Source organism: Bacillus sp. LQ16 (assembly GCF_057784645.1).
On record NZ_CM173491.1, the window covers coordinates 5288279 to 5311179 of the forward strand.

At 35.0% G+C, this 22901-nt stretch carries 19 protein-coding genes, 2 pseudogenes and 1 riboswitch; of the genes and pseudogenes, 6 read left to right on the top strand and 15 right to left on the bottom strand.

Annotated features, from left to right (window positions below; all coding sequences use genetic code 11):
• Positions 1–3 precede the first annotated feature (3 nt).
• A complete protein-coding gene (locus AC3EMB_RS26825) occupies positions 4–630 on the top strand; it encodes a YczE/YyaS/YitT family protein (RefSeq protein WP_488517388.1) in 627 nt (208 codons plus the stop codon).
• 30 nt (positions 631–660) lie between these two features.
• Here AC3EMB_RS26825 and AC3EMB_RS26830 read toward each other — a convergent pair whose 3' ends face one another.
• From AC3EMB_RS26830 to AC3EMB_RS26840, 3 genes are all read right to left on the bottom strand, one after another.
• Positions 661–1956: a homoserine dehydrogenase gene (locus tag AC3EMB_RS26830; protein ID WP_000659109.1), complete on the bottom strand. Its 1296-nt coding sequence runs from the start codon at positions 1954–1956 to the stop codon at positions 661–663.
• A 141-nt stretch (positions 1957–2097) separates the two neighbouring features.
• On the bottom strand, positions 2098–3003 hold the full coding sequence (gene metA / locus AC3EMB_RS26835) for a homoserine O-acetyltransferase MetA (protein ID WP_095689943.1): 906 nt from the start codon (positions 3001–3003) through the stop codon (positions 2098–2100).
• The gene (locus tag AC3EMB_RS26840) at positions 2987–4285 is read right to left on the bottom strand and encodes a bifunctional O-acetylhomoserine aminocarboxypropyltransferase/cysteine synthase (protein WP_000504786.1); all 1299 of its coding nucleotides are present in this window, start codon (positions 4283–4285) and stop codon (positions 2987–2989) included. Before AC3EMB_RS26840 ends, metA begins: the two co-directional genes overlap by 17 nt.
• Positions 4286–4377: 92 nt before the next feature.
• A riboswitch (SAM riboswitch) is annotated at positions 4378–4482 on the bottom strand.
• A gap of 320 nt (positions 4483–4802) precedes the next feature.
• Between AC3EMB_RS26840 and AC3EMB_RS26845 the strand changes: the two are divergent.
• A pseudogene (locus AC3EMB_RS26845) lies at positions 4803–6032 on the top strand (chloride channel protein).
• Positions 6033–6077: 45 nt separating this feature from the next.
• Here the strand turns inward: AC3EMB_RS26845 and AC3EMB_RS26850 are convergent.
• Entirely contained in the window at positions 6078–6773 is a 696-nt protein-coding gene (locus tag AC3EMB_RS26850) for a YjjG family noncanonical pyrimidine nucleotidase (protein ID WP_090978327.1), read from the bottom strand.
• A 107-nt stretch (positions 6774–6880) separates the two neighbouring features.
• Here AC3EMB_RS26850 and AC3EMB_RS26855 point away from each other — a divergent pair, with 107 nt between their 5' ends.
• Positions 6881–7552 carry a transcriptional regulator YeiL gene (locus AC3EMB_RS26855; RefSeq protein ID WP_095689942.1) on the top strand — a complete coding sequence of 224 codons (672 nt, stop codon included), beginning with the start codon at positions 6881–6883 and terminating at the stop codon, positions 7550–7552.
• Positions 7553–7614: 62 nt separating this feature from the next.
• Here AC3EMB_RS26855 and AC3EMB_RS26860 read toward each other — a convergent pair whose 3' ends face one another.
• The 3 genes from AC3EMB_RS26860 to AC3EMB_RS26870 form a co-directional block, all read right to left on the bottom strand.
• Positions 7615–8241, bottom strand: coding sequence for an FMN-dependent NADH-azoreductase (locus AC3EMB_RS26860; RefSeq protein ID WP_000246722.1), 627 nt, complete (start codon positions 8239–8241; stop codon positions 7615–7617).
• Positions 8242–8432: 191 nt separating this feature from the next.
• Positions 8433–9080, bottom strand: coding sequence for a response regulator (locus AC3EMB_RS26865; RefSeq protein ID WP_000695798.1), 648 nt, complete (start codon positions 9078–9080; stop codon positions 8433–8435).
• Positions 9081–9100: 20 nt separating this feature from the next.
• Positions 9101–10672, bottom strand: a complete 1572-nt coding sequence (locus tag AC3EMB_RS26870) for a GAF domain-containing sensor histidine kinase (RefSeq protein ID WP_000488131.1) — start codon at positions 10670–10672, stop codon at positions 9101–9103.
• Between the two features lie 134 nt (positions 10673–10806).
• Between AC3EMB_RS26870 and pdxK the strand changes: the two genes are divergently transcribed.
• Positions 10807–11631, top strand: coding sequence for a pyridoxine/pyridoxal/pyridoxamine kinase (gene pdxK, locus AC3EMB_RS26875; RefSeq protein WP_000174259.1), 825 nt, complete (start codon positions 10807–10809; stop codon positions 11629–11631).
• A gap of 85 nt (positions 11632–11716) precedes the next feature.
• On the opposite strand, the gene AC3EMB_RS26880 is transcribed toward pdxK, so the two are convergent.
• The 8 genes from AC3EMB_RS26880 to AC3EMB_RS26915 form a co-directional block, all read right to left on the bottom strand.
• Complete coding sequence (locus AC3EMB_RS26880; RefSeq protein WP_000942875.1) at positions 11717–12772, bottom strand: GGDEF domain-containing protein; 1056 nt, start codon at positions 12770–12772, stop codon at positions 11717–11719.
• A gap of 149 nt (positions 12773–12921) precedes the next feature.
• Entirely contained in the window at positions 12922–13125 is a 204-nt protein-coding gene (locus AC3EMB_RS26885) for a YbdD/YjiX family protein (RefSeq protein WP_023523602.1), read from the bottom strand.
• Positions 13118–15193, bottom strand: a complete 2076-nt coding sequence (gene cstA, locus AC3EMB_RS26890) for a carbon starvation protein CstA (RefSeq protein ID WP_023523603.1) — start codon at positions 15191–15193, stop codon at positions 13118–13120. The genes AC3EMB_RS26885 and cstA overlap by 8 nt, the downstream gene beginning before the upstream one ends.
• 122 nt (positions 15194–15315) lie before the next feature.
• Positions 15316–16032: a LytR/AlgR family response regulator transcription factor gene (locus AC3EMB_RS26895; protein ID WP_000698259.1), complete on the bottom strand. Its 717-nt coding sequence runs from the start codon at positions 16030–16032 to the stop codon at positions 15316–15318.
• A gap of 218 nt (positions 16033–16250) precedes the next feature.
• On the bottom strand, positions 16251–17450 hold the full coding sequence (locus AC3EMB_RS26900; RefSeq protein WP_063549207.1) for an MFS transporter: 1200 nt from the start codon (positions 17448–17450) through the stop codon (positions 16251–16253).
• A 215-nt stretch (positions 17451–17665) separates the two neighbouring features.
• Positions 17666–18406, bottom strand: coding sequence for a WecB/TagA/CpsF family glycosyltransferase (locus tag AC3EMB_RS26905; RefSeq protein WP_000290751.1), 741 nt, complete (start codon positions 18404–18406; stop codon positions 17666–17668).
• Between the two features lie 21 nt (positions 18407–18427).
• Entirely contained in the window at positions 18428–19537 is a 1110-nt protein-coding gene (locus AC3EMB_RS26910; protein ID WP_053563282.1) for a glycosyltransferase family 4 protein, read from the bottom strand.
• 95 nt (positions 19538–19632) lie between these two features.
• Positions 19633–21105 carry an O-antigen ligase family protein gene (locus tag AC3EMB_RS26915; RefSeq protein WP_053563281.1) on the bottom strand — a complete coding sequence of 491 codons (1473 nt, stop codon included), beginning with the start codon at positions 21103–21105 and terminating at the stop codon, positions 19633–19635.
• A 464-nt stretch (positions 21106–21569) separates the two neighbouring features.
• Here AC3EMB_RS26915 and AC3EMB_RS26920 point away from each other — a divergent pair, with 464 nt between their 5' ends.
• A complete protein-coding gene (locus AC3EMB_RS26920) occupies positions 21570–22202 on the top strand; it encodes a trimeric intracellular cation channel family protein (RefSeq protein WP_000924377.1) in 633 nt (210 codons plus the stop codon).
• Positions 22203–22336: 134 nt separating this feature from the next.
• Positions 22337–22882 (top strand): annotated as a pseudogene (locus tag AC3EMB_RS26925) (protoglobin family protein); the annotation flags it as partial.
• Positions 22883–22901 lie beyond the last annotated feature (19 nt).

Sequence of the window (22901 nt, forward strand, 5' to 3'; positions counted from 1 at the left end):
ACTATGCTTCGATTCAAATTAGAATATATATTTTTCATTGGCGGTTTACTCATTCTTGCCATCGGTATTAATATGATGACAACAATTACTTCCTTTGGACTTAGTCCTTATGATTCCTTCTTTATTGCACTATATCAAAATTTGGGGATAAGCATTGGTTTTTGGATTTTCATGATTAACTTTGCCTTTACACTTATCGTACTCTTTTGGAATAAAAAACAAATTACAATCGGTACAATTGTAACGATGGTTCTTATTTCTCTTTTTGTTGATTGGATTGGTTCCATTACAACTATTATGGACGCTATCCGCTCTCTTCCAAAATATATAACACTTATTTGCGGAAATCTATTCGTTGGAGCTGGAATTGGTCTTTACGTCTCTACAAACCTTTGCGCAGCGCCTCAAGAAGCTTTCGTTTTAACGGTTGCTGAAAAGAAAAAATGGACGTTTAGAAGAACAGAGATTTCATTAGCCTTTTTATTTTTAACGTTAAGCTTTTTATTAGATGGACCTATCTATTTTGGAACAATCATCTTATCCTTTACAACAGGCTGGATTATCCAAGCATTTATTCAAGTTGGTACGCAGATTTTAAATAGAAAAGAGCCTATTAAGCAAGCTGCTTAATAGGCTCTTTCTGTTTTATGGTAAGAGATACTACTTAGCATCCCCTTCAATTCGATAGTTCGCTTTCAAACAATCGATTTCTTCATACCCTTGCAACGTATGTAGAATATAATCATAATCAGCAAGAGACGCACGATGCGTTACAATTACAATTTCAGCCTTTCCTTTCTCTTCAAGCGGCATTTGAATAATCTTTTCAAAGCTAACGCCACGCTCAGAGAACAATGAAGTAATTTTTGCAAATACACCAATTTCGTCTTTTACATGAAGTCTTAAAAACTTTTTCACGACAATTTCGTCTGGCTCTTTTAATACTTTTTGATATTGTGGGACTACAGCACTATTTCCTGTTACCCCTAATCTAATATTTTGCATTACAGCAACTAAATCCGAAACAACAGCTGTCGCTGTCGGTAAACTTCCTGCGCCTGGTCCATAAAACATCGTTTCTCCAACTGCTTCACCGTACACATACACAGCGTTATATTCATTTTGTACTGCCGCAAGAGGATGTGTATTTGGAAGTAAAGTTGGTTCAACTGTAACCTCCAATTTTTCACCATCTCGTTTTGCAAGACCGATTAATTTAATTGTATAACCTAAGCTCTTACTGTATTCAATATCTTCCTCTGTAATAGAGGTAATCCCTTTTACTTTCACATCTCCAAGCTCTACATTTGTAGAGAAACCGAGAGTAGCTAAAATCGTCATTTTTCTTGCTGCATCTAAACCTTCTACGTCTGATGTTGGATCTGCTTCTGCAAATCCAAGTTGTTGGGCTTCTTTTAACACGTCGTTATATGCTCTCCCTTCGTCTGACATTTTCGTCAAAATAAAATTTGTCGTTCCATTTACAATTCCCATTACTTTCGTAATAAGATCTGAAGAAAGTCCTTCTACGATACTGCGTAAAATTGGAATTCCTCCTGCCACACTCGCCTCATAGAATAAATCAGCCTTATTATCTTTTGCTGTCGCTAATAATTCAGCTCCATGTAATGCCATTAAGTCTTTATTTGCAGTTACAACATGCTTTCCGCTTTTTAAAGCTTGTAAAATATATGATTTTGCATCATCAATGCCACCCATCACTTCGATGACAACATCAATATTTGGATTATCTAAAATTTCATTTGCATCTTGTGTTAATAGAGTAGAAGGTACCTCTACCTCTCTCTCTTTCTCAATGTTTTGCACTAATACTTTCGTTACCTTCACTGGACAACCTACTTGGTGTATAAGTCGTTCTTGATGATCCGTAATAATACGAACCACACCACTGCCAACTGTCCCAAGACCTAATAACCCAACTTGAATTTCTTTCATAGTACTGTCCACCCCTCAAAAATTGTGTTTAGATGAAATTATATGAGTAAAAAATCTGAAAAACAATGTATTTTGAACATTCGGAAAAATATAAGTTAATCTTTACAAGGAAAACGTTGCCACGTGTTACACAATCTTTCTTTACAATATATAAGGGGTTTCTTGATACACGTAATAATTCAACCAATTAGAAAACAATAAATTACCATGACTCCTCCACCTAACAAGCGGCTTTTCATCTGGATTATTATGTTTAAAATAGTTTTTTGGCACATCAATATTTAATCCCTTGTCACGATCTCGTTCGTATTCTTGTTTTAACGTCTCACAACTATATTCGCTATGTCCAAGGGCAAAAACTTGCCTTCCTTCTGGCCCAATAACAAGGTGAACACCTGCTTCTTCAGAGTTTGCTAACAATGTTAATTCTTTCACTTCTCTAATATCATTCTCTCGTACTTCTGTATGACGAGAATGCGGAGCAAAAAACAATTCATCAAATCCTTGTAACAATTTCACATGTTGCTCGCAAACCTCATGTTCAAATACACCGAACATTTTTTTCTTAAGGGGATACTTTGGAACACCATAATGATAGTACAAACCAGCCTGTGCCCCCCAGCAAATATGGAGCGTAGATGTTACATTCGTTTTTGAATACTCCATAATACGTTTAAGCTCTTCCCAATAATCTACTTCTTCAAAAGAAAGAGTTTCAACTGGTGCTCCTGTAATAATGAGCCCATCAAATTTTTCATTTTCAATATCACGAAACGTTTTATAAAAGCTCGTTAAATGGTCCTGCGCTACATTACGAGACAGATGTGATTCCATATGAAGTAAATGAACATCTAATTGCAACGGTGTGTTTCCAATTAAGCGAAGTAATTGTGCCTCTGTATCTTGCTTCGTTGGCATTAAATTTAATATAGCAATTTTCAAAGCGCGTATATCTTGTGTTTCTGCCCGCTCCTTCGTCATTACAAAAATATTTTCTTTTTGCAACACTTTGCGAGCCGGTAAATCTTTATCAATTATGATCGGCATGTGTTTTGCCTCCAACTAGAGCTGCTTCCAAATCTGCAATAATATCAGAAACATCTTCTATACCAACCGATAAACGAATTAAATCAGATGTAACACCAGCTAAACGCTGATCTTCAGCATTTAATTGTCTATGCGTCGTACTAGCGGGATGTATAACGCAAGTTCGTGCATCAGCTACGTGCGTTACAAGAGTTGCTAGTTTTACATTTGCGATAAATTCTTTTGCTGCTTCTAATCCCCCTTTAATACCAAATGTTAAAACCCCACTAGCACCTTTTTTCAAATACTTTTGTGCTAACGAGTAATTTTCATTACTATCTAATCCCGGATAATTCACCCATTCAATACGTTCATGATTAGCAAGCCACTTAGCTACTGCCAGAGCATTTTCGCTATGACGCTCCATTCGTAAATGCAAAGTCTCTAAGCCAATATTGCTAATATATGCATTGAATGGGCTCATACAATTTCCATAATCTCTTAATAGTTGAACACGTGCTTTCACAATATATGCTGCTGCACCAAAGTTTTGAACGTAACTTACACCGTGATAACTTGGATCTGGTTCAACAAGCTCAGGATATTTTCCATTTGTCCAATCAAAATTTCCACCGTCAATTACAATACCGCCTAAAGAGCTCGCATGCCCATCGATATATTTAGTCGTAGAATGAACAATAATATTTGCCCCATATTCAAACGCTTGGCATAAATAAGGAGTTGCTAATGTATTATCAACGATAAAAGGTACCTCTAATTCTTTAGCGGCAGCTGAAAATTCTTTGAAATTTAAAACATTCATCGCTGGATTTCCTAATGATTCTGCATAGATAAGTTTCGTCTTATCGTTAGCAAGTGCCGTAATTTCATCTGCCGTTAAATTTGGATTAAAGAACGTAACATCAATGCCAAGCTTACGTAAACTCACCCCAAATAAATTAAACGTTCCCCCGTAAACAGTTGAAGAGCAAAGTAAATGATCCCCACTACTACAAATATTTAAAACTGCGAGCATAATAGCTGCTTGCCCAGAAGCCGTTGCAACAGCTCCTACACCGCCTTCTAAATCTGATAACTTCTGCTCAAATGCGGCTAGAGTAGGGTTTCCAATACGCGTATAAATATATCCTTCTGCCTCTAAGTTAAATAGAGCTGCTAAATCATCCGAAGTATCGTATTTATACGTTGTGCTTTGATAAAGTGGTAAAACACGTGGTTCACCATTCTTTGGCGTATAGCCACCTTGCACACAAATCGTTCCTTTTCCCCATGATTCTCCCATCTCTCATTCTCCTTTCTTTTATACAAAATAAAAAACTGCCCCTTTCCTGAAAACAAGAAAGGAGCAGTTTGAAAACACGCTCTAAAGGCTCTTTCTTATCTCTCAGGATTACTACCTGCAGGATTTGGCACAATTCCGTTATACGGCTGTTGCCAAGGTTTCATCGGGCCTGTCCCTCCACCTTTTCTTGATAAGACTATGCAATTACCGTTGATTTTATAGCAATAATTTCCTAATGTCAAACAGTTTTTCTGAATGTTCTAAAATAAATGTTAACAGTTTCATATAAAGCAACAAAAGAAATATATTCTAGTCTATTTCAAAAAAGACCTTTAAAAAACTCAAATCAGTCTATAAAATTAAATAAGTAATTTAACCTATAAATTCAAATTCTCTAAAATTCAGCCTATATGTTGAATAGGCGGTCCTCTCAAAAAGATACTATATATATTCAATCCATTTTCCACTAGTATATTTCACTTTTTCCCTACTGAGATTTACATAACGGAGGTATAACATGACAAATAAAAAAGATATGCAGTACATACTTGCTCTATATGGCATTCTTCTAGGATCTATAGTAGGAGCTACAGTCTGGTTATTTTTAGTCACAATAAATATTGGAATCCACTTTATTTGGGGATACTTGCCTGAAGTTCTCTCTTATCCCTCTTATTACACCCTTTGCGTAACAATAATTGGCGGGGTCCTCGTTGGTCTATCACAAAAATATTTCGGTATATATCCACGCCTTATGCCTGAAGTGATGACTGAATATAAAAAAACTGGTCGAATCGAATATCGCTTTGTCCATCAGGCTACTTTAACAGCGATTATTGTTTTAATTTTCGGAGCTAGTCTTGGTCCAGAAGCCGCACTAGTTGGAATTATAGGCGGACTGTGCACATGGGTAGGGGATCGCTTTAAATTTGCCTTAAAGGGTATGAATGAGCTAACCGAGATTGGAATTGGCGCTACTTTAAGTGTCATTTTTAACGCACCATTATTCGGTTATTTAGCACCGAATGAAAATGAGGGGGAACAAATTGCTGCTTTTTCTAAAGGAAAAAAGGCAATTGTATACTTAGCTACTACTTTCGCAGGTTTTTCTGTTTATTTACTACTGAGTAAACTCGATAATCGTGGATCCTTTATTGTTGATTTCGGGGAAGGTGCACTTTCTTTCAATGAATGGATCGCATTTCTTCCACTTGCTAGTATCGGTGCTATAGTTGGTTTCTTTTATTTCAAGTTAGAATTCACTTTAGAGAAGTTAATTCACCCTTTTAGGGAATACAAGCTGACACTCGGAATTATCGGTGGCATTTTATTAGGAATTGCAGGAACTTTTCTTCCGTACACATTATTTTCAGGGGAACATCAATTAAAAGAGTTAGTTGTTGAATGGAGCCATTTATCTTTTTGGATACTACTTCTTTCAGGGATTTTAAAGTTGTGTATTACTGCCGTTTGTTTGAACACAGGGTGGCGGGGTGGACATATATTCCCAATTATATTTTCCGGATCAAGTATTGGATACGCTATAGCATCTATTCTTCCTATAGATCCAGTAGCATCCGTTGCTATCGTAACGACAGCAATTTCAAGCTATGCGTTACGATAGCCAATAGCTATAACATTACTATTACTTATGTTTTTCCCGCTTAATTTACTATTGCCCATGCTTGGTGCAGCTGCTATCGGGAATGCCTTTCCACTCCCAAAACATAACGAAAATAAAAATTAATAAAAATAGGCAGTGGGGACGAAAGCTCCACTGCCTATTTTTTTATTACACATGCTGCTTTAATAACGCTTCTAACTCCTCAAAATTATGCACTTCATATGTCGGTATAATCCCACTATCATTTAATTTCCTTTCTGGATTAAACCAACAAGTATCAATTCCCGCTACATATCCACCTTTAATATCAGCGCTTAATGAATCACCAATAATCAGCCCTTCTTCAGGTGCAAAGTTAGGAATCCGTTCAAAAACATAATCAAAATACTCTTTCATCGGCTTTTGAAAACCTGTATCTTCTGAAACAAAAACATCTTTAAACAATGAATGTAACCCTGCATTACGCAAACGTTTATCTTGCGTCTTAGAAACACCATTTGTCACTATATACAACTCATACTCCCCTTGAATTTGATTTATAAATTCAAACGCACCTTGCATGAGTTGATTTCCTTCTTCTAAGTAGTTACGGTAATTATTTTCGAATAATATTCCGTCTACTTCTTCTCCATACTCTTGAAACAACAGAGAGAATCGTGTATTTATAACTTCATTGCGTGATAGTTCACCTTTTTCAAAAGCATCCCAAAGACCTTTATTTATTTTTTTATAACGAGCCTCTATCTCGTCTGTTAAAGAGATTCCCTTCTCTTCAAAAAGCACCCGTAAAGCCATTTTTTCAGCCTTTTGGAAATCTAATAATGTATCATCTACATCAAATAGCAATGTTTTATATTTTTTCATAAATTCATCACACTCTCTTTTCTACAAAAACAAATTTACATAAATCGTATCATTCCTTCTTGTAAAGATAATAGGAGATATCTCATACTATACATAGGGGTGAAAATATGAAAATCAGCAAAAATGAGGAAGAAATTTATCAATACATGCAAATCCATCAATTCCATACCCTATTTTCATTTCATGTCTTGCCATATGTAGAGCTGCATTCTTTTCAAACGAAAGAGATGATATGTAGCGAAGGAAATGCTCTCCCTTATCTCTATTACTTAATTTCTGGGAAGGCAAAAATATATATGAGTCATAAAAACGGGAAGGTTTCATTAATTAATTTTATTCAAGCACCATCATTTATCGGGGAATTAGGATTAATAGGAGTAGAAAATATTACTAAGTCCGTTGAAGTACTAGAAGATTGTGTTTGTTTGGCACTTCCTCTTAAAGATTGTCAGCAACTTTTATTACAAGATGCAACGTTTTTACAGCACTTATGCAAATTTATTGGAGAAAAGACAATTACTCGCACTGAAAATTACGCAAAAAACTATAGTTATCCTTTTGAAAATCGATTAGCTGCTTTTATTTTATTAACAGAACAAAATAATTGTTATATAGAAAAGCATACTGAGGCCTCGGAATATTTAAATGTCAGCTACCGTCATCTTTTATATGTATTAAATCAGTTTTGCCAACAAAATTACTTAAAAAAAGACGGAAGAACCTATTACATACGAGATCGAATTCAATTAAAAAAACTTGCTGATGAACTAAAAATATAAAAAAAGCAGCATTAACGTTTACATGTTAATGCTGCTTTTTCGAGTGACGATTATAATTTTAATTAAAATTTACTTGCTACTTTAGCTGCTTCTTCAAGACCTGTAGCAATGATTTCTTCCGCTTTATCTGGGAATTGGTTATGTCCTTCAATAATTACTGTTTCCATGTTTGTTGCGCCGAAGAAGCCCATCATACTTGCTACATATTTAACAGCCATTTCTACCTCAGCTGCTGGACCTTCTGAATATACGCCGCCTCGTGCATTTAATAATGCAATCTTCTTATCACCGATTAGGCCAACTGGACCCTCTGGCGTGTATTTGAACGTTTTACCAGCACGGTTTAAATAATCAATATATGTGTGTAGCACTGCTGGAATCGTTAAGTTCCATAATGGGAAGCCGAAAACAACTTTATCAGCTTCTAGGAATTGATTTAAATACTTATCAGCAACTGCTACTGCTTTTGCCTCTTCTTCTGTTAAATCAAATCCTTTACCTGCCTTGAATGTACCATTGATCATGTCTACACCTACATATGGTAATTCTTCTTTATATAAATCCAGTTCTACTACTGTATCATTTGGGTGTGCTTCTTTATAGTTTGCTAAAAATGCCTCATATAATTTTACACTAACTGCTTGTTCCGCTGGACGGTTGTTTGCTTTAACGAATAAAACTGTTGCCATTATTTCTTCCTCCTAGTACTCACTCTTATGTTGTTATATGCTTTCAAAAAAGGTATCCCTTGTAATTGTTGTTTTGTTGCTTACAAACATATTTTATCTTTATATCAAGACAATTTCGTCCTCACATAGACGTATTTTTCCATAAAAAAAGTCCACCTTCTAAAGGCGAACTAGGTCTTACGACTTTTGTCTTATACAATTCCATTTTTCACTGCATATAACGCCGCTTGCGTACGATCGGATAAATTTAATTTACTCAAAATGCTACTTACATGCGCCTTAACCGTCTTTTCTGTAATAACTAAAACAGATGCAATTTCCTTATTGCTCATCCCTTTTGCTAATAGTTGCAACACCTCATTTTCTCTCGCTGTTAGCACATCCACTTGAATAGAATGTTCTTCTTCCTTTTCTTCTACAGGTAATGTTTGAGAGAGAAGAGCATTTGCTATATCCGGATGTAATTGAATATTACCTTTATATGCACTTCGAATAGCCTCAACAAGCTGATCCGGTTCTACATCTTTTAAAATATACCCACTTGCTCCAGCCCTTAATGCAGGTAACACATGCGCCTGATCAGAAAAGCTAGTTAATACAATTACTTTCACATTTGGATACTCTTTTTTAATATATGCCGTCGCCTCAACACCATCCATTTCAGGCATATATAAATCCATTAATATAACATCAGGATTTGTTTCTCCTACTTTCACTAACGCTTCTTTCCCATTATTCGCTTCTCCAACTAACTCTAAATCTTCCTGTGTACTTAAGAAAAATGCTAATCCTTTTAAAACGACTGTATGATCATCAACTAACAATACTTTTATTTTCACAAACTTCCCTCATTTTCACATCATAATGGTACATTTACTTTTACGCTCGTTCGTTTATTACTACTTACAATTTTAATTGTTCCACCAACTAATTCTACTCTTTCACGCATCGTAGTCATACCTAGTGATTTCTTTTCTTTTATATTCTTTTCCACAAAGCCCTTTCCTTGATCAACTATTTCTAATGATACATTTTTCTCATTCACTGTAAAATAAATCGTCGCTTCTTTTACACCTGCATGCTTACTTACATTGTTCAGTGCTTCTTGGCCAATGCGCCATAAAGCTTCTTCTACTACACGAGGTAAATCACGAACACCCGTAACTTGCTCCCTAATTTTCAGTCCCAAATTTTCACCGTACTGCTTTAGAGCTGGCAATAATCCTTTTTCTAATCCTGCTGGACGAAGCTGCCAAATTAATGTCCTCATTTCTTTCAAAGCTCCTTGTGCAAGTTCACGCATCTCATGCAAAGATTGATCTACCTTTTCATTTTTACCTTTTAAAACTGCCTCGGCGCCTTTTGTCATGAAGGTTAATGAAAATAATTTTTGCGAAACAGAATCATGTAAATCTCTTGCTAATCGGTTTCTTTCTTCCATTCGTACAAGTTCACGGCGCTGCTCGTTTAACCTCAAATTCTCTATTATTAACGAAACATGGTTTGATAGCGCTTGAATTACATCTATTGTATTAGCATCAAACTCTCCATTATTCAAGCTAACACATAAAACACCAAATATATGGTTTTGAATATGTATTGGCGTAGCAATAACAGTTTGATTTAGATGCACATTATGCCCTATTTGATGTTTTATTAGAACTGGTTCATCTTGCTCTAACGCCTTGTTGGCCGCCTCTTTTACATCCTCTTGTAACTCTTCCTGAACGTAAGACGCTCGCAGAGATAATTCTTTTTCCTCCCTAATAAAAAGCGCTACTTGATTCCATTGAAATACTTCACCTACGTGATTTACCACCTTTTCAGGTAATACATTAAACTTATGAATCGTTTTTAAATCTTGAATGAAACGCTCTAATTTCACATAATAATGTGCTCTTCTTTTTTCATTTTCATATAATTTTGTTCGCTTTAAAGCCGTACCAATTTGGAAAGCAACCGATTGGAGTAATACTAATTCTTCTTCCGAAAAATGTGTTTTACCCGGACTTGCAACATTTAACAACCCAAATTTTTCTCCTCCAGCTTTTAAAGGAACCGTAGCATGATGAAGAATGCCCTCCGTATCTCCCCAATTATATTCAATTGCATTATTAATTCTTTTACATTCAATAATATTAACGGCTCTCTCTAATTTCCCATCTACAAAACCTCGTAAACACCAACACTCACCTTCGCACATCGGGCGTTTATTTTCATATGTAAGTGCCTCTGGTAATTGGTAATCAATCAACTTCGTATACTTCCCATTTTCATCTGCAAGAAAAATCCATCCTGTCGTTAAGCCTGTCACACTTAGTAATTTCTCTAGGACAGCTTGCAATACATGATACGTATCATTTGATGTATTTAATGTTTCTGCAATTTCCTTTAATATAACTAATTCATTTGTACGATTATCTCGAAACATACTCAGTCTCCTGCATACAAGATTTTAAATAGCTCTTAAAATAAATCATCTACTTTTCACTTTGTACTTATTCGTAACATTGATATAATGGTGAAAACATAGTTTTCATTATATCACTTGAGGGGGCTTTCATAATGACATTAAATAAAGCACTTACTATCGCTGGTTCTGACACAAGTGGCGGTGCTGGTATACAAGCAGATTTAAAAACATTCCAAGAACTTGGCGTATACGGAATGACATCTCTTACAACAATCGTAACGATGGATCCACATAACGGTTGGGCACATAACGTATTTCCAATCCCAGCTTCTACATTAAAACCACAATTAGAAACAACAATTGAAGGTGTTGGCGTAGATGCTTTAAAAACAGGTATGCTTGGATCAGTAGAAATTATTGAAATGGTTGCAGAAACAATCGAAAAGCACAATTTCAAAAATGTAGTAGTTGACCCTGTTATGGTATGTAAAGGTGCAGATGAAGCATTACATCCTGAAACGAACGATTGCTTACGTGACGTTCTTGTGCCAAAGGCATTAGTTGTAACGCCAAACTTATTTGAAGCTTACCAATTAAGCGGTGTGAAAATTAATTCTCTTGAGGACATGAAAGAAGCAGCGAAGAAAATCCACGCTTTAGGTGCCAAATACGTACTAATTAAAGGCGGAAGCAAACTTGGTACGGAAACTGCAATCGACGTCCTATATGATGGAGAAACATTCGAACTTCTAGAATCAGAAAAAATCGATACAACCAATACACACGGTGCAGGTTGTACATATTCTGCTGCAATTACAGCAGAACTTGCAAAAGGAAAACCTGTGAAAGAAGCAGTAAAAACTGCTAAAGAATTCATCACAGCTGCTATTCGTTACTCATTCAAAATTAACGAATACGTAGGTCCAACTCACCATGGTGCATATCGTAAATTCGTTGTATCAAAAGAACTTGTCTAATATATAAATAAAAACACTCACAAGGTTCATACATTGACTCTGTGAGTGTTTTTTATAAGCTTTATGTCTTCTGGTCATCTTATCTTTAAGATGCAGAGCTGACCTTATTTCTACCATTTCGTTTCGAGTAGTATAACGCATCATCCGCCGCTTGAATAAATTGCTCTGATGACCCTTCATACTCTGAAACCCCTACCGAAACCGTAATTTTTATTTTTGTTCCATCTAACAATTGAAATGGGTGACTTTCAACAGCTGTACGAATTTGCTCGCCCATACAAATTCCGTAAGCTAATCCCTTATTCGGTATCAAAAGTGCAAACTCCTCTCCACCCTTTCGAAAAGCCAAATCTGGAAATTGTGAAGTTTCTCGTAAAATACATCCTACTTGTTTTAACACTTCGTCCCCTGCAGGATGCCCGTACGTATCATTTACATACTTAAAGTGATCAATATCTATAAGGAGTAAACAAAGCGAATCATTTTTCATGTTCTTATTACTAATATGATGATTCATCTCTAAATCAAACTGTCTTACGTTTCCTAAACCCGTCAATGCATCTATCGTTGCGTATTGTTTCATCTTTTGAAATAACTCATTGGATTGTAAAACATAGTTTGTACTTACGAATGTTATGTAACCTGTAGTAATACTTGAAATTAAATATAGTACAACTACAGATATATCATTAAATAATATATACATCGGTACTATCAAAATAGAAAGGCAGTATACGTGTAACCATACTAACTTTAACGTAATCGAAGTTTGTATTCTTGCAATAAAGATAACACCAATTCCACTTAGTAAAATTGTATAGCAAGCCAATTCGGAAGCTAAAGAGTACTCAGTAAAAATTAGCCGAGTAATTAAAATTATAGTAACTGTTATACTACTAGCTACCGGACCTCCAACTATAATTGCCAAAATAACGGCTAAATAACGTAAATCCAACATAATATCTTCAATGTGTACACCAAAATGCATTAACAGTACACCTAATATTCCAGTAAAAATACCGATTACACACTTCTGCAAAAAAGAGAATTCTTCTTTTAACGGTTTATCCCTTAAAAGCTGACCCCCAACAAAAATAAAGGAAATAATAATTGTTGTATTTACAAATAAGTCCCTTAACATAAAATAATCTCCCTACTTTTCCATCTATCCCCTTCCTCACTTTATTGTATACGAAATCCCTATAATTCCCAAAGTTTTTTGTTTATTTTTTTGCTGTTCCACGTGAAACAGCAAAAAAAATAAAAAGGGCGAAAACTCGCCCTTTTTCATTAACAACAGCGTGATATTTTTCCACCCTTTGCGTTAAATCTTGCTTCTTGTGCCTCAGCAAAAAATTGCTTTTGACATACAACCTCTTCTTCAGGATGATGCTTTTTCATATGCTCTACGTATACTTCATAACTTGGTACCCCAACGAGCAAACTAATAAAGCGCTTCCTTTTCCCCCATACTTGCCACAGCTTTTTAAGCATAGTTCCTCGACTCACTTTCATCTCTAGGAATATATGGTGCCTCTTTTAACGGCATTGGCTTATTTCTCAATACTTGTATCCAAATTCGAAGTGCTGAAATTAACACAGCGATTACAACTATCATAAAAATCCCACAAAGCGCTGCATCGATATAATCATTAAAAATAATTTGCTTCATTTGAGCAACATTTTTAGCTGGTGCTAACACTTTCCCTTCATCTAGCGCTCCCTGAAACACCTTTGCGTGAGATAGAAATCCGATTTTAGGATTTTCATGAAATAGCTTTTGATAACCAGCTGTCATTGTTACAATAAGCAATCCCACAGTTGGAATAAGTGTTACCCAAACGTACGCCTTTTTCCCCATTTTGAACAAAATTGTCGTTCCAAGTAATAATGCGATACCCGCTAACATTTGATTTGCAATACCGAAAAGCGGCCATAATGTATTAATTCCACCGAGCGGATCTATTACCCCTTGGTATAGGAAATATCCCCACCCTAATACACATAACGTTGTAGCTATTACATTCGCTAATGTAGAATCTGTTTTCGCAAAAGGCTTATATACATGCCCTAAAATATCTTGAATCATAAATCGTCCTACACGAGTTCCTGCGTCAATCGTTGTTAAAATAAATAGGGCTTCAAAAAGAATGGCAAAATGATACCAGAATGCCATCATCGCCGTTCCACCTATTACTTGTGAGAAAATATATGCCATACCTATTGCTAACGTCGGTGCGCCACCTGTACGTGATAAAATTGTTTGCTCTCCAACATTTACAGCAAGTTCTTTTAGTTCATTTGGTGTAATAGCAAATCCCCATGAAGAAATAACTTGAGCTGCCTGTGATACATCCGTACCAATAAGTGCCGCAGGACTATTAATCGCAAAATAAGTTCCTGGCGTTAATACACAAGCTGCAATCATTGCCATCGCCGCTACAAACGACTCCATTAACATTGCTCCGTAACCGATTGGCTGTGCGTGTCCCTCTTGCTCAATCATTTTTGGAGTTGTACCAGATGAAACGAGAGCATGGAATCCAGAGACCGCACCACAGGCAATCGTAATAAATAAGAACGGGAATAAATTACCAGAGAAAACAGGACCAGTTCCATCAATAAATTGCGAAACTGCTGGCATTTGTAAATTGGGTGCTACAATTAAAATACCAATCGCCAATCCAACGATTGTTCCAACTTTTAAAAATGTACTTAAATAATCACGTGGTGCTAATAGCATCCAAACTGGTAATGCAGATGCAATAAATCCATATACAATAAGCATAATAGCAATTGTTTCACCACTAAATGTGAACATACTTGCAAGTGTTGGATTTTCTGCTACATACTGTCCTCCAACAAGAGATAAAATAAGTAGGATAATACCAATTACTGACCCTTCTCCAACACGACCAGGCCTAATATAGCGCATATAAACTCCCATTAAAATAGCGATAGGAATCGTTGCTGCTATCGTAAACATTCCCCAAGGACTTCCGATCAGTGCCTTTACTACGACTAACGCTAATACTGCTAATAAAATAATCATAATTCCTAAAATACCTATCATTGCAATTAGTCCTGTAACAGGTCCAATCTCATCCTTAATCATTTCTCCTAACGATTTACCATTACGTCTCATCGAAGCAAATAAAATGACAAAATCTTGGACAGCCCCCGCAACAACTACCCCAACAATAATCCAAATGGTCCCTGGTAAATATCCCATTTGTGCTGCTAAAATCGGTCCTACTAAAGGTCCCGCCCCAGCAATCGCTGCAAAGTGATGTCCAAATAATACCCACTTATTTGTCGGAACATAGTCTTTCCCATCGTTTAATGTATGGGCTGGTGTTTGCCGATTATCATCTAAATTAAAAACCTTTCTCGCTATAAATCTACTATAAAAACGATAAGCAACTGCATACACACATACGGCAGCTACTAAGAGCCATACAGCATTAATGGTTTCACCTTGTGATAAAGCTATTACCCCAAAAGCACCTGCTCCTACTGCTGTAATAACGCCCCAAAGTAAGATCGATTTCAATGTCTTCACATACAATTCCCCCAATACTATTTCTTAGTGGAGATTGTACTAAATTTTCTGAATATTTAACTTGAATCCTCCTTATCATGAAGGATTTTCAGTTTATCATGTTAAAATACTCTCATTACCTACTATAATTCAATGTTATTTCGAAGGCGTTTTACATAATTACGACTGACTGGAATCGGTTGCTCATCATACCTATCTAAATACAAATTATACGTGCCATTATAATAAGGTTTCAGTTCTTTTACATATGACATATTAATTAAATAGCTTTTATGCACACGTAAAAAATCATATGCATTTAGCTTATTTTCTAATTCCTGAAGTGTATATGTTGAAATATACTGATTATTCGTTGTGTAAATTGAAACAGTTTTATTTTCTTTATTTTTACTTACATATACGATATCTTCTGGAAGCATATATCGTATACCTTCTTGACTTTCTATCGGTAGTTTCCGCAAATAACTCTTTGCTTTCTCACCTTGTTCTTTACCTATTTTATATAAAAGAAATTGTAAATCTTCTTCACGAAATGGTCGTAATAAATAATAAAATGCTTGGAAACGAAAAGCTGTAATAGATTCCTCTATGTTTTCACCTACAAAAATAAATTTTGTATAGCAATTTATTTCTCGTAATAAACTTGCATATTCAAAACCAGTACCATCTAGTAATTTGGAACTTAAAAAAACAAAGTCTGGTATATGTTTTTTCATCATAAATAAAGATTCTGTTCCTGTCTTTGCTTCAAAACATTCTACATTTCTCATATTTTCAGTGAAATTTTCAGCTAACTCTCTTCTCTCTTCTGCCTCTTCCATGATCAGTAAAATTTTCATTTCTTCAACCACCTAATTCTTTGTCCATATGTCCTGCTGTATACATTCGCTTTTATAAGAAATAATCCCTTTTTCTTACTATACCATTATTTATCTAAAAAAACAGAAAAAAGGAAACCCCTTCGGTTTCCTCTCCCCCTTTATCCTACATTAACTGCCTAGAAAGAACCAAGTAGTGTAGGGTAATAAACGATCAGGCATACATTTAAAATTTCACTTTATACTAATTCTCGTTGCTTCGTTTCTTGTCCAAGTATTACTACAGCGAATACACCAATTAAAATTGATCCGCAGAAAATCGTAAATATTAATGATAGTGAAGCTTCTGAGGCAACTAAATACCCCACTAATAGTGGTCCAAGAATACCACCAATACGCCCAAACGCTGCTGCCATTCCTGCACCTGTACCACGAATAACGGTTGGATACTGCTCAGGTGTATAGGCGTATAATGCTCCCCAAGCACCTAAGTTAAAGAAGGATAGTAACATTCCTGCCACGATTAATACTGTTAATGAATCCGCAACCCCAAACAAATAGGCACTGCAAGCTGTCCCGATTAAATACGTAACCAAAACAAATTTACGACCGAGACGTTCAATAAACCAAGCAGCGGTGAAATACCCTGGAAGTTGAGCTAACGTCATAATAAGTACGTATTGGAAACTTTTTATTAAACTAAACCCTTTTAGCACCATTACACTCGGTAACCAAAGGAACATTCCATAATAGGAAAAGACAACACAAAACCATAGAATCCATAGCATAATTGTTGCTTTACGATATTCCCCAGACCAAACTGATTTTATATTTTCAATAACAGATGGTCTTTTTTCAACTTTTTGGAACCTTGGGGAATCCGGTAAATTCCATCTTAAATATAAAGCATATAGTGCTGGAACTGCACTCAATACCATCGCAATTTCCCAACCATATTTCGGAATAACAAAATACGAGATAAGAGCTGCAATTAACCATCCACCTGCCCAAAAACTTTCTAATAACACAACAATTTTCCCACGCTCATGTGCTTCAACACTCTCTGATACTAGTGTAGAGGCAACCGGAAGCTCTCCGCCAAGCCCCATACCAATTACAAAGCGTAAAACGAGAAACATCGCGAGTGTCGTCGTTAACGCAGTTAAACCACTACCGATAGAAAATAATAATAATGTAATAATAAAGACTGATTTTCGCCCTATTTTATCTGATAGTATCCCAAAAATAAGCGCTCCTACTGCCATACCGATTGAGTTAATACTACCTATCCAGCCCATTTCCTGGCTCGTTAATCCCCAATCCTTTTGCAAGGCTACCATTACAAATGAAAGCATTCCAACATCCATTGCATCAAATAGCCATCCAAGCCCAGCTATACCAAGTAGTTTACGCTTCGAAATTTCTTTTACCTTGCCCACTAGAAGTCCTCCTCACACAGGTGTCTTTACACATCATTTTACATGTGTGAATTGTATAAGTAAAATACTTTTGTGTAAAAAATTTCTCCTTCATCATTCCCAAAAAGCAAAACGTCTATCCCGATTGGTGAGGGCTAATAATCAGTAGGGATGCCTCACTGATTAAATTTTCAATTTATTAAAAATGAACAAATAAAAAAAGCAGCGATATTTCGCTACTTTTTCGAACGCATTACTTCTTTTAAAAATTCCGCTAATACTAACTGACGACGCCAGCGTGTTGGATTACTGCATAATCTATAAAACCACTCTAAATGAATCGCTTGAATCCATTTTGGTGCACGTTTTACTTCTCCAGCCCATACGTCTAAACTTCCACCCACTCCAACAGCCATTTTCGTTTCTAAACGATGCTTATTGTTTTGGATAAAGTTCTCTTGTCTCGGGAAACCGAGTGCAACAAGTAATAAATCTGGTTTTGCTTCTTGAATGCGAGAAATAATATTCTCTTCGTCTTCTTGTTTAAAATAACCATCTTGTGTACCGGCGATGGATACAGCTGAATATGTCTTTGTTAAATGATCTGCTGCAGCTTGTACAACATGCGGCTTTGCACCTAATAAGAAAACAGATACTGGTTTACTATCTTCTGATAACTTCGCAAGTAAATTACACATTAAATCAAAACCTGCTACACGCTCTTTTAAAGGTGTACCAAGCATACCACTTGCCTTTACAACCCCAATACCATCAGGTGTAATTAAATCTGTATTCAATAATGTTTGATAGAACTTTTCATCCTTTTTTGCGCACATAACAATTTCAGGATTTGCTGTTACTACCTGAAACGTATGAGTTCGTTCCGCTTCTAGTTGTTCTTTTAAATATTGGACCGTTTCATCCATTGTCATTGTAGAAAAAGGAACGCCTAGAATATCAACTGTTTGTACTGCCATAGTTAACTATCCTCTCTATCATTACAAGTTTTTCGCTATTAATTGCTTATATGTTTCTTTTGTATCTTCATATAGTTTTTGAAGTGAGAAGTTCATAGTAGCATGCTCATAAATATGTTTACCCATTGCTGCTAATTCTCCCGTTTTCCACTTATCATACGCTTCTTCTAAAGCTAATGCTAATGCCTTTCCATCACCTGTTGGCACAATCCATCCGTAAGTTTCATCTACGATTAATGGCTCAATTTCTCCAGCCCTAGTCACAATTGATGGTACACGTTGGTTTGCCGCTTCTAATAAAACTAGTGGGAACCCTTCACTATGGGAAGTTAATAAATTTACATGTGACGACGCAAATAATTGTTTTACATCTTGACGATGTCCTAAAAACTCTACTTTATCGTTAATCCCTTTTTCAGTAGCTAATGACTTTAGATTTTCTTCTAATGGGCCATCGCCAACTAATAATACTTTAATTTTCTCTAATTTTGTTTGTTGTAACGCATCGAATAAAACTTCATGTCCTTTGACGGGATGTAATCGTGCTACTTGGATTGCCGTAAATACATCTTCATCAATATTGAACATTTCTTTTTTATTATAGCCTTCTGCTTTTTCCTGATCGTATTCAATTCCATTATAAATAACATGCATCTTGTCATTTGAAATGCCTAATGCTGCCAAGCTTTTTTTCAATCTATTTGTTACAACGAAAAATAAGTCTATATTTTTTAAGGCTTTCAAATTTAATTTCGTAAAAATCCAACCTTTTAAGCCCTGTTTAGTAAAGTCTTGAAATGGATCACTATGAATAGTCGTTACCCATTTTGCCTTTATTCTCTTTTTCATTAAAGAAACATAGAAATTAGCCCTAGGACCATGTGTATGAACTACATCAAATTTTTCTTTATTAATAAATTCACTTATATTCTTTAAAATGGATAAATCATAGCGCGATTTTTGTGAAAACACATGGACTTTTATCCCTAACTCCCTTGCTTCCTTCGCAACAATTCCATCTTCAAATACTGCTAATTCTACTTCACCAGTTGGAAACTGATCGAGAAGTGAAATAATATGTGTTTTCCCTCCCCCATCTTCTGCTCCTGCATTCATATGCAATATTCTCATATTTTTTCCTCCTTTAAATCCTCGCTACGTTTCCATCTATTTTTATTTTACTGTACTAAAAAATAAAAGCTAACAAAAGTTAGCTTTTATTTTTATCATTCAATTTCTAGGTCTACTATTAGATAAGCTAACACCACTACAAAGTAAATTCCAACTCCTGGTGCTGTTAAAATATGTCCTGCAATATAAGCAATACCTAACGCTAACAATAAGCTTGCTGAAATCATTCCATATTTTATATTAAATATGTCCTTAAATCTCGTAGCAAATGCTAGTAGAATTCTTAGCCCGTAATAAATAAATGGAATCATTAGTAATACAAAGCCAATAATCCCGAAATCGTAAAACCAATCATGGAAGTCCATTTCAATTAGTTTTGGATCTGGCTGCTTTTGTTCATTGTATTTAAAGTTACCTGCATAACCCATTCCTAATAACTTTTGTGACATTGGCGCTTCTTTAAAGAACTGCTTATGTCTTTCTTCATATACTTGACGTCCACTGAAAATAAGGTTTTCTTGATTTTCTTTCTTTTGCTCTTTCTCAAGTTCTTTCTTAACTTCCTCTTCTATCTTCGCCTTTTCTTCTGGCTTTTCAACTTTATGATGATTTTCTTCTTTTGCTTTAAGTTCTTGTTCTTTTTTCAACTTATCTTTAATTTCTTGTTCTTTTTGGCCTTGCTGAGCCACATTTTGCTCTGATAAATAATTATTATGAATGCCCATATTTTGTGCTAATGGTGTTTGTTTAAACGTCCCAACTACACCAGCTAATAGGACAATAGCAATTACTGCGTTAAGTGCAAGAGATTTTTTGTTCGGATTTTTTCTATTAAATAATAATTGTAGTACAATGATCCCGATTGCTGCTGCCAACGTAGCACCAATTGAGCCCATTCCTACTTTTGTACCAACTTGAATTAATGAGTAAATCATTAAAAGTGATGGAATCCAATATAAAATATGTTTCCAGCTCTTTGTTTTTTGAATAGAATATAGTACCACAATAGGGAAAATAATAGCTAAGATTGAACCTAGTTCATTCCCTGCATAGAACCAACCTCGAGAACCAACCTTCATCCATTCATAACTACCAAAGTCAGTAGATGTTGAAATAGAAATAACCATAATTGCGTTAATGATTAATGTAGAATATACAATACTATTTCGAACCTTATCACTAATATTAACTTTCGTTTTCAATGATTTTAAAGCTAAAATGTATGATCCCAGCATAATATATATATATAATGCTTTCGCAACGAATTTAACTTCTTCACCAAGTACAATAGGATCCTTAACTAGTTTGTTATTAATAAATCCTATCCCTAAAACGCCGGCTAATAATATAAGATAAATTAAAAACTTTCTATTTTCCTTCTCTTTTGCCTGAATTAAAATGTAAATACCACCAACAGCCATAATAAGGAATCTTACTAAAATTCCAACGGTAGCATTTGACTTTAATAAAGTGATGCTAAGAGACGTTAATAAATCTAAAACAGGCTGTAAAATAATAAAAAAGAGCAAAAAATGCTCAAATCTAACCCTAGCTTGATTTGCTAACATTCCAAGACCTCCATACAAAATCTTAACATTATCTTTTAATCATAATTTATTATCGTTAAAACACACCTAGCAATTATAACATAACTCATATTTAAATTGAGAACTTATTTTTATGCCGAAACTAACCAAATCCAGCTTAAGTAGTGCTAGAAAACATTATCCTTTAGCTATTCTTCCCTATCTCTATAAAAACTATCTAACACTCTTCCACTTATTATCAGCATTATAGTAACATTTGTTAATTTATTTATAAGTATATAAAATTCAATAATTACATACAAACACCCACTCGGCTATCCTACAACTAAAGATTAACCTTGCTTCGTTTTCTCCTAAGCATTTTCAAACGCTTTCTTTATGTATTTTATCCGTTTTTATACATGTAACGAAAAGTAATTGTTATTTCCAATACTTTAGTGTATATTTTTTCTCTGGAACATCTTTAAGAGAAAGGGATTAAGGCCATGTTATTAATCGATATATTTACGTTTCTTGGCATTATCGCCGCTGCCATTTCTGGTACATTAGTTGGTTTAAAAAAAGATTTAGATTTATTTGGTGTCCTTTGTTTAGCTGTAGCTACTGCGCTCGGCGGCGGTATTATTCGTGATATCATGATTGGTAACCTGCCCCCTGTCGCATTTGTAAAACCCATTTACTTTTTCGTAAGTGTATTATCAGCATTATTTACTTGTATGTTTTTTGAGCGTATCAATAAACTTCAAGTCGTTATTATGCTTTCTGATGCTGTTGGATTAGGCGTTTTTACAGCTATTGGTGCAAATGCGGCAATGTCACATCATGTTGACGCCTCATTTCTAGTTGTTTCAATGGGAGTCATTACAGGTATTGGAGGCGGTATTTTGCGTGACATTTGTGCTCAAGATATCCCTTACGTATTCCGAAAAGAGATTTACGCAATCGCTTCTATCTTAGGAGCAATTAGCTTCCTAATCACATACGCTATGGGGGCGCACGTATTAGCTTTCTATGTTTGTTTATTAGTAACATTCGTTATTCGTGTCGTCACTGTAATATATAATGTGCATTTCCCTGTTTTCTTTAAAACACATGCTAAAATTAATAAAGGCCATTAAGAGAATTCTATCTAGAATTCTCTTAATTTATATACTATTCAACGAACTAATATAGAGTAATTATATATAAGCATATATAATTACTCTATATTAGTTTTAAAATTGAAAACGTTTTATATACAGGGGGAAGAATGATGCTTGGGGCTTTCAGAAAAAATATTAATAAAACAAATGCCAGTATAATCGAATTAAGTAAGGACCAACAAATAACTTTTAATGTACCTACTAATTCTGAATTGAAAATTCAAATGGATATGCTACATATTTCAAAAGAAGATTTACAAGTTGTAAAAGTACTACAGCCTTTTATTTATGCAGAAATTGATTGGATTACTGAAAAATTCTATGCCAACATTACAAAACAACCTAATTTAATTACTATTATTGAACGTTACAGCTCTATTCCAAAACTAAAACAAACTTTAAAAACACATATTAAAGAATTATTCAGCGGCAATATGCATGAAGATTTCATTGAACAGCGTGTTAGAATTGCCAAAAGACATGTGCAAATTGGTTTACATCGAAAATGGTATACTGCTGCTTATCAAGAATTATTCCGCTCTATCATGAAGATTTTGCAAACAAAAATAACAACAATCGATGATTTTTCCTATTCTATAAATGTCATAAATAAATTATTCACTCTTGAACAAGAACTTGTTCTTGCAGCTTATGAATCTGAATATGAAAGAATGC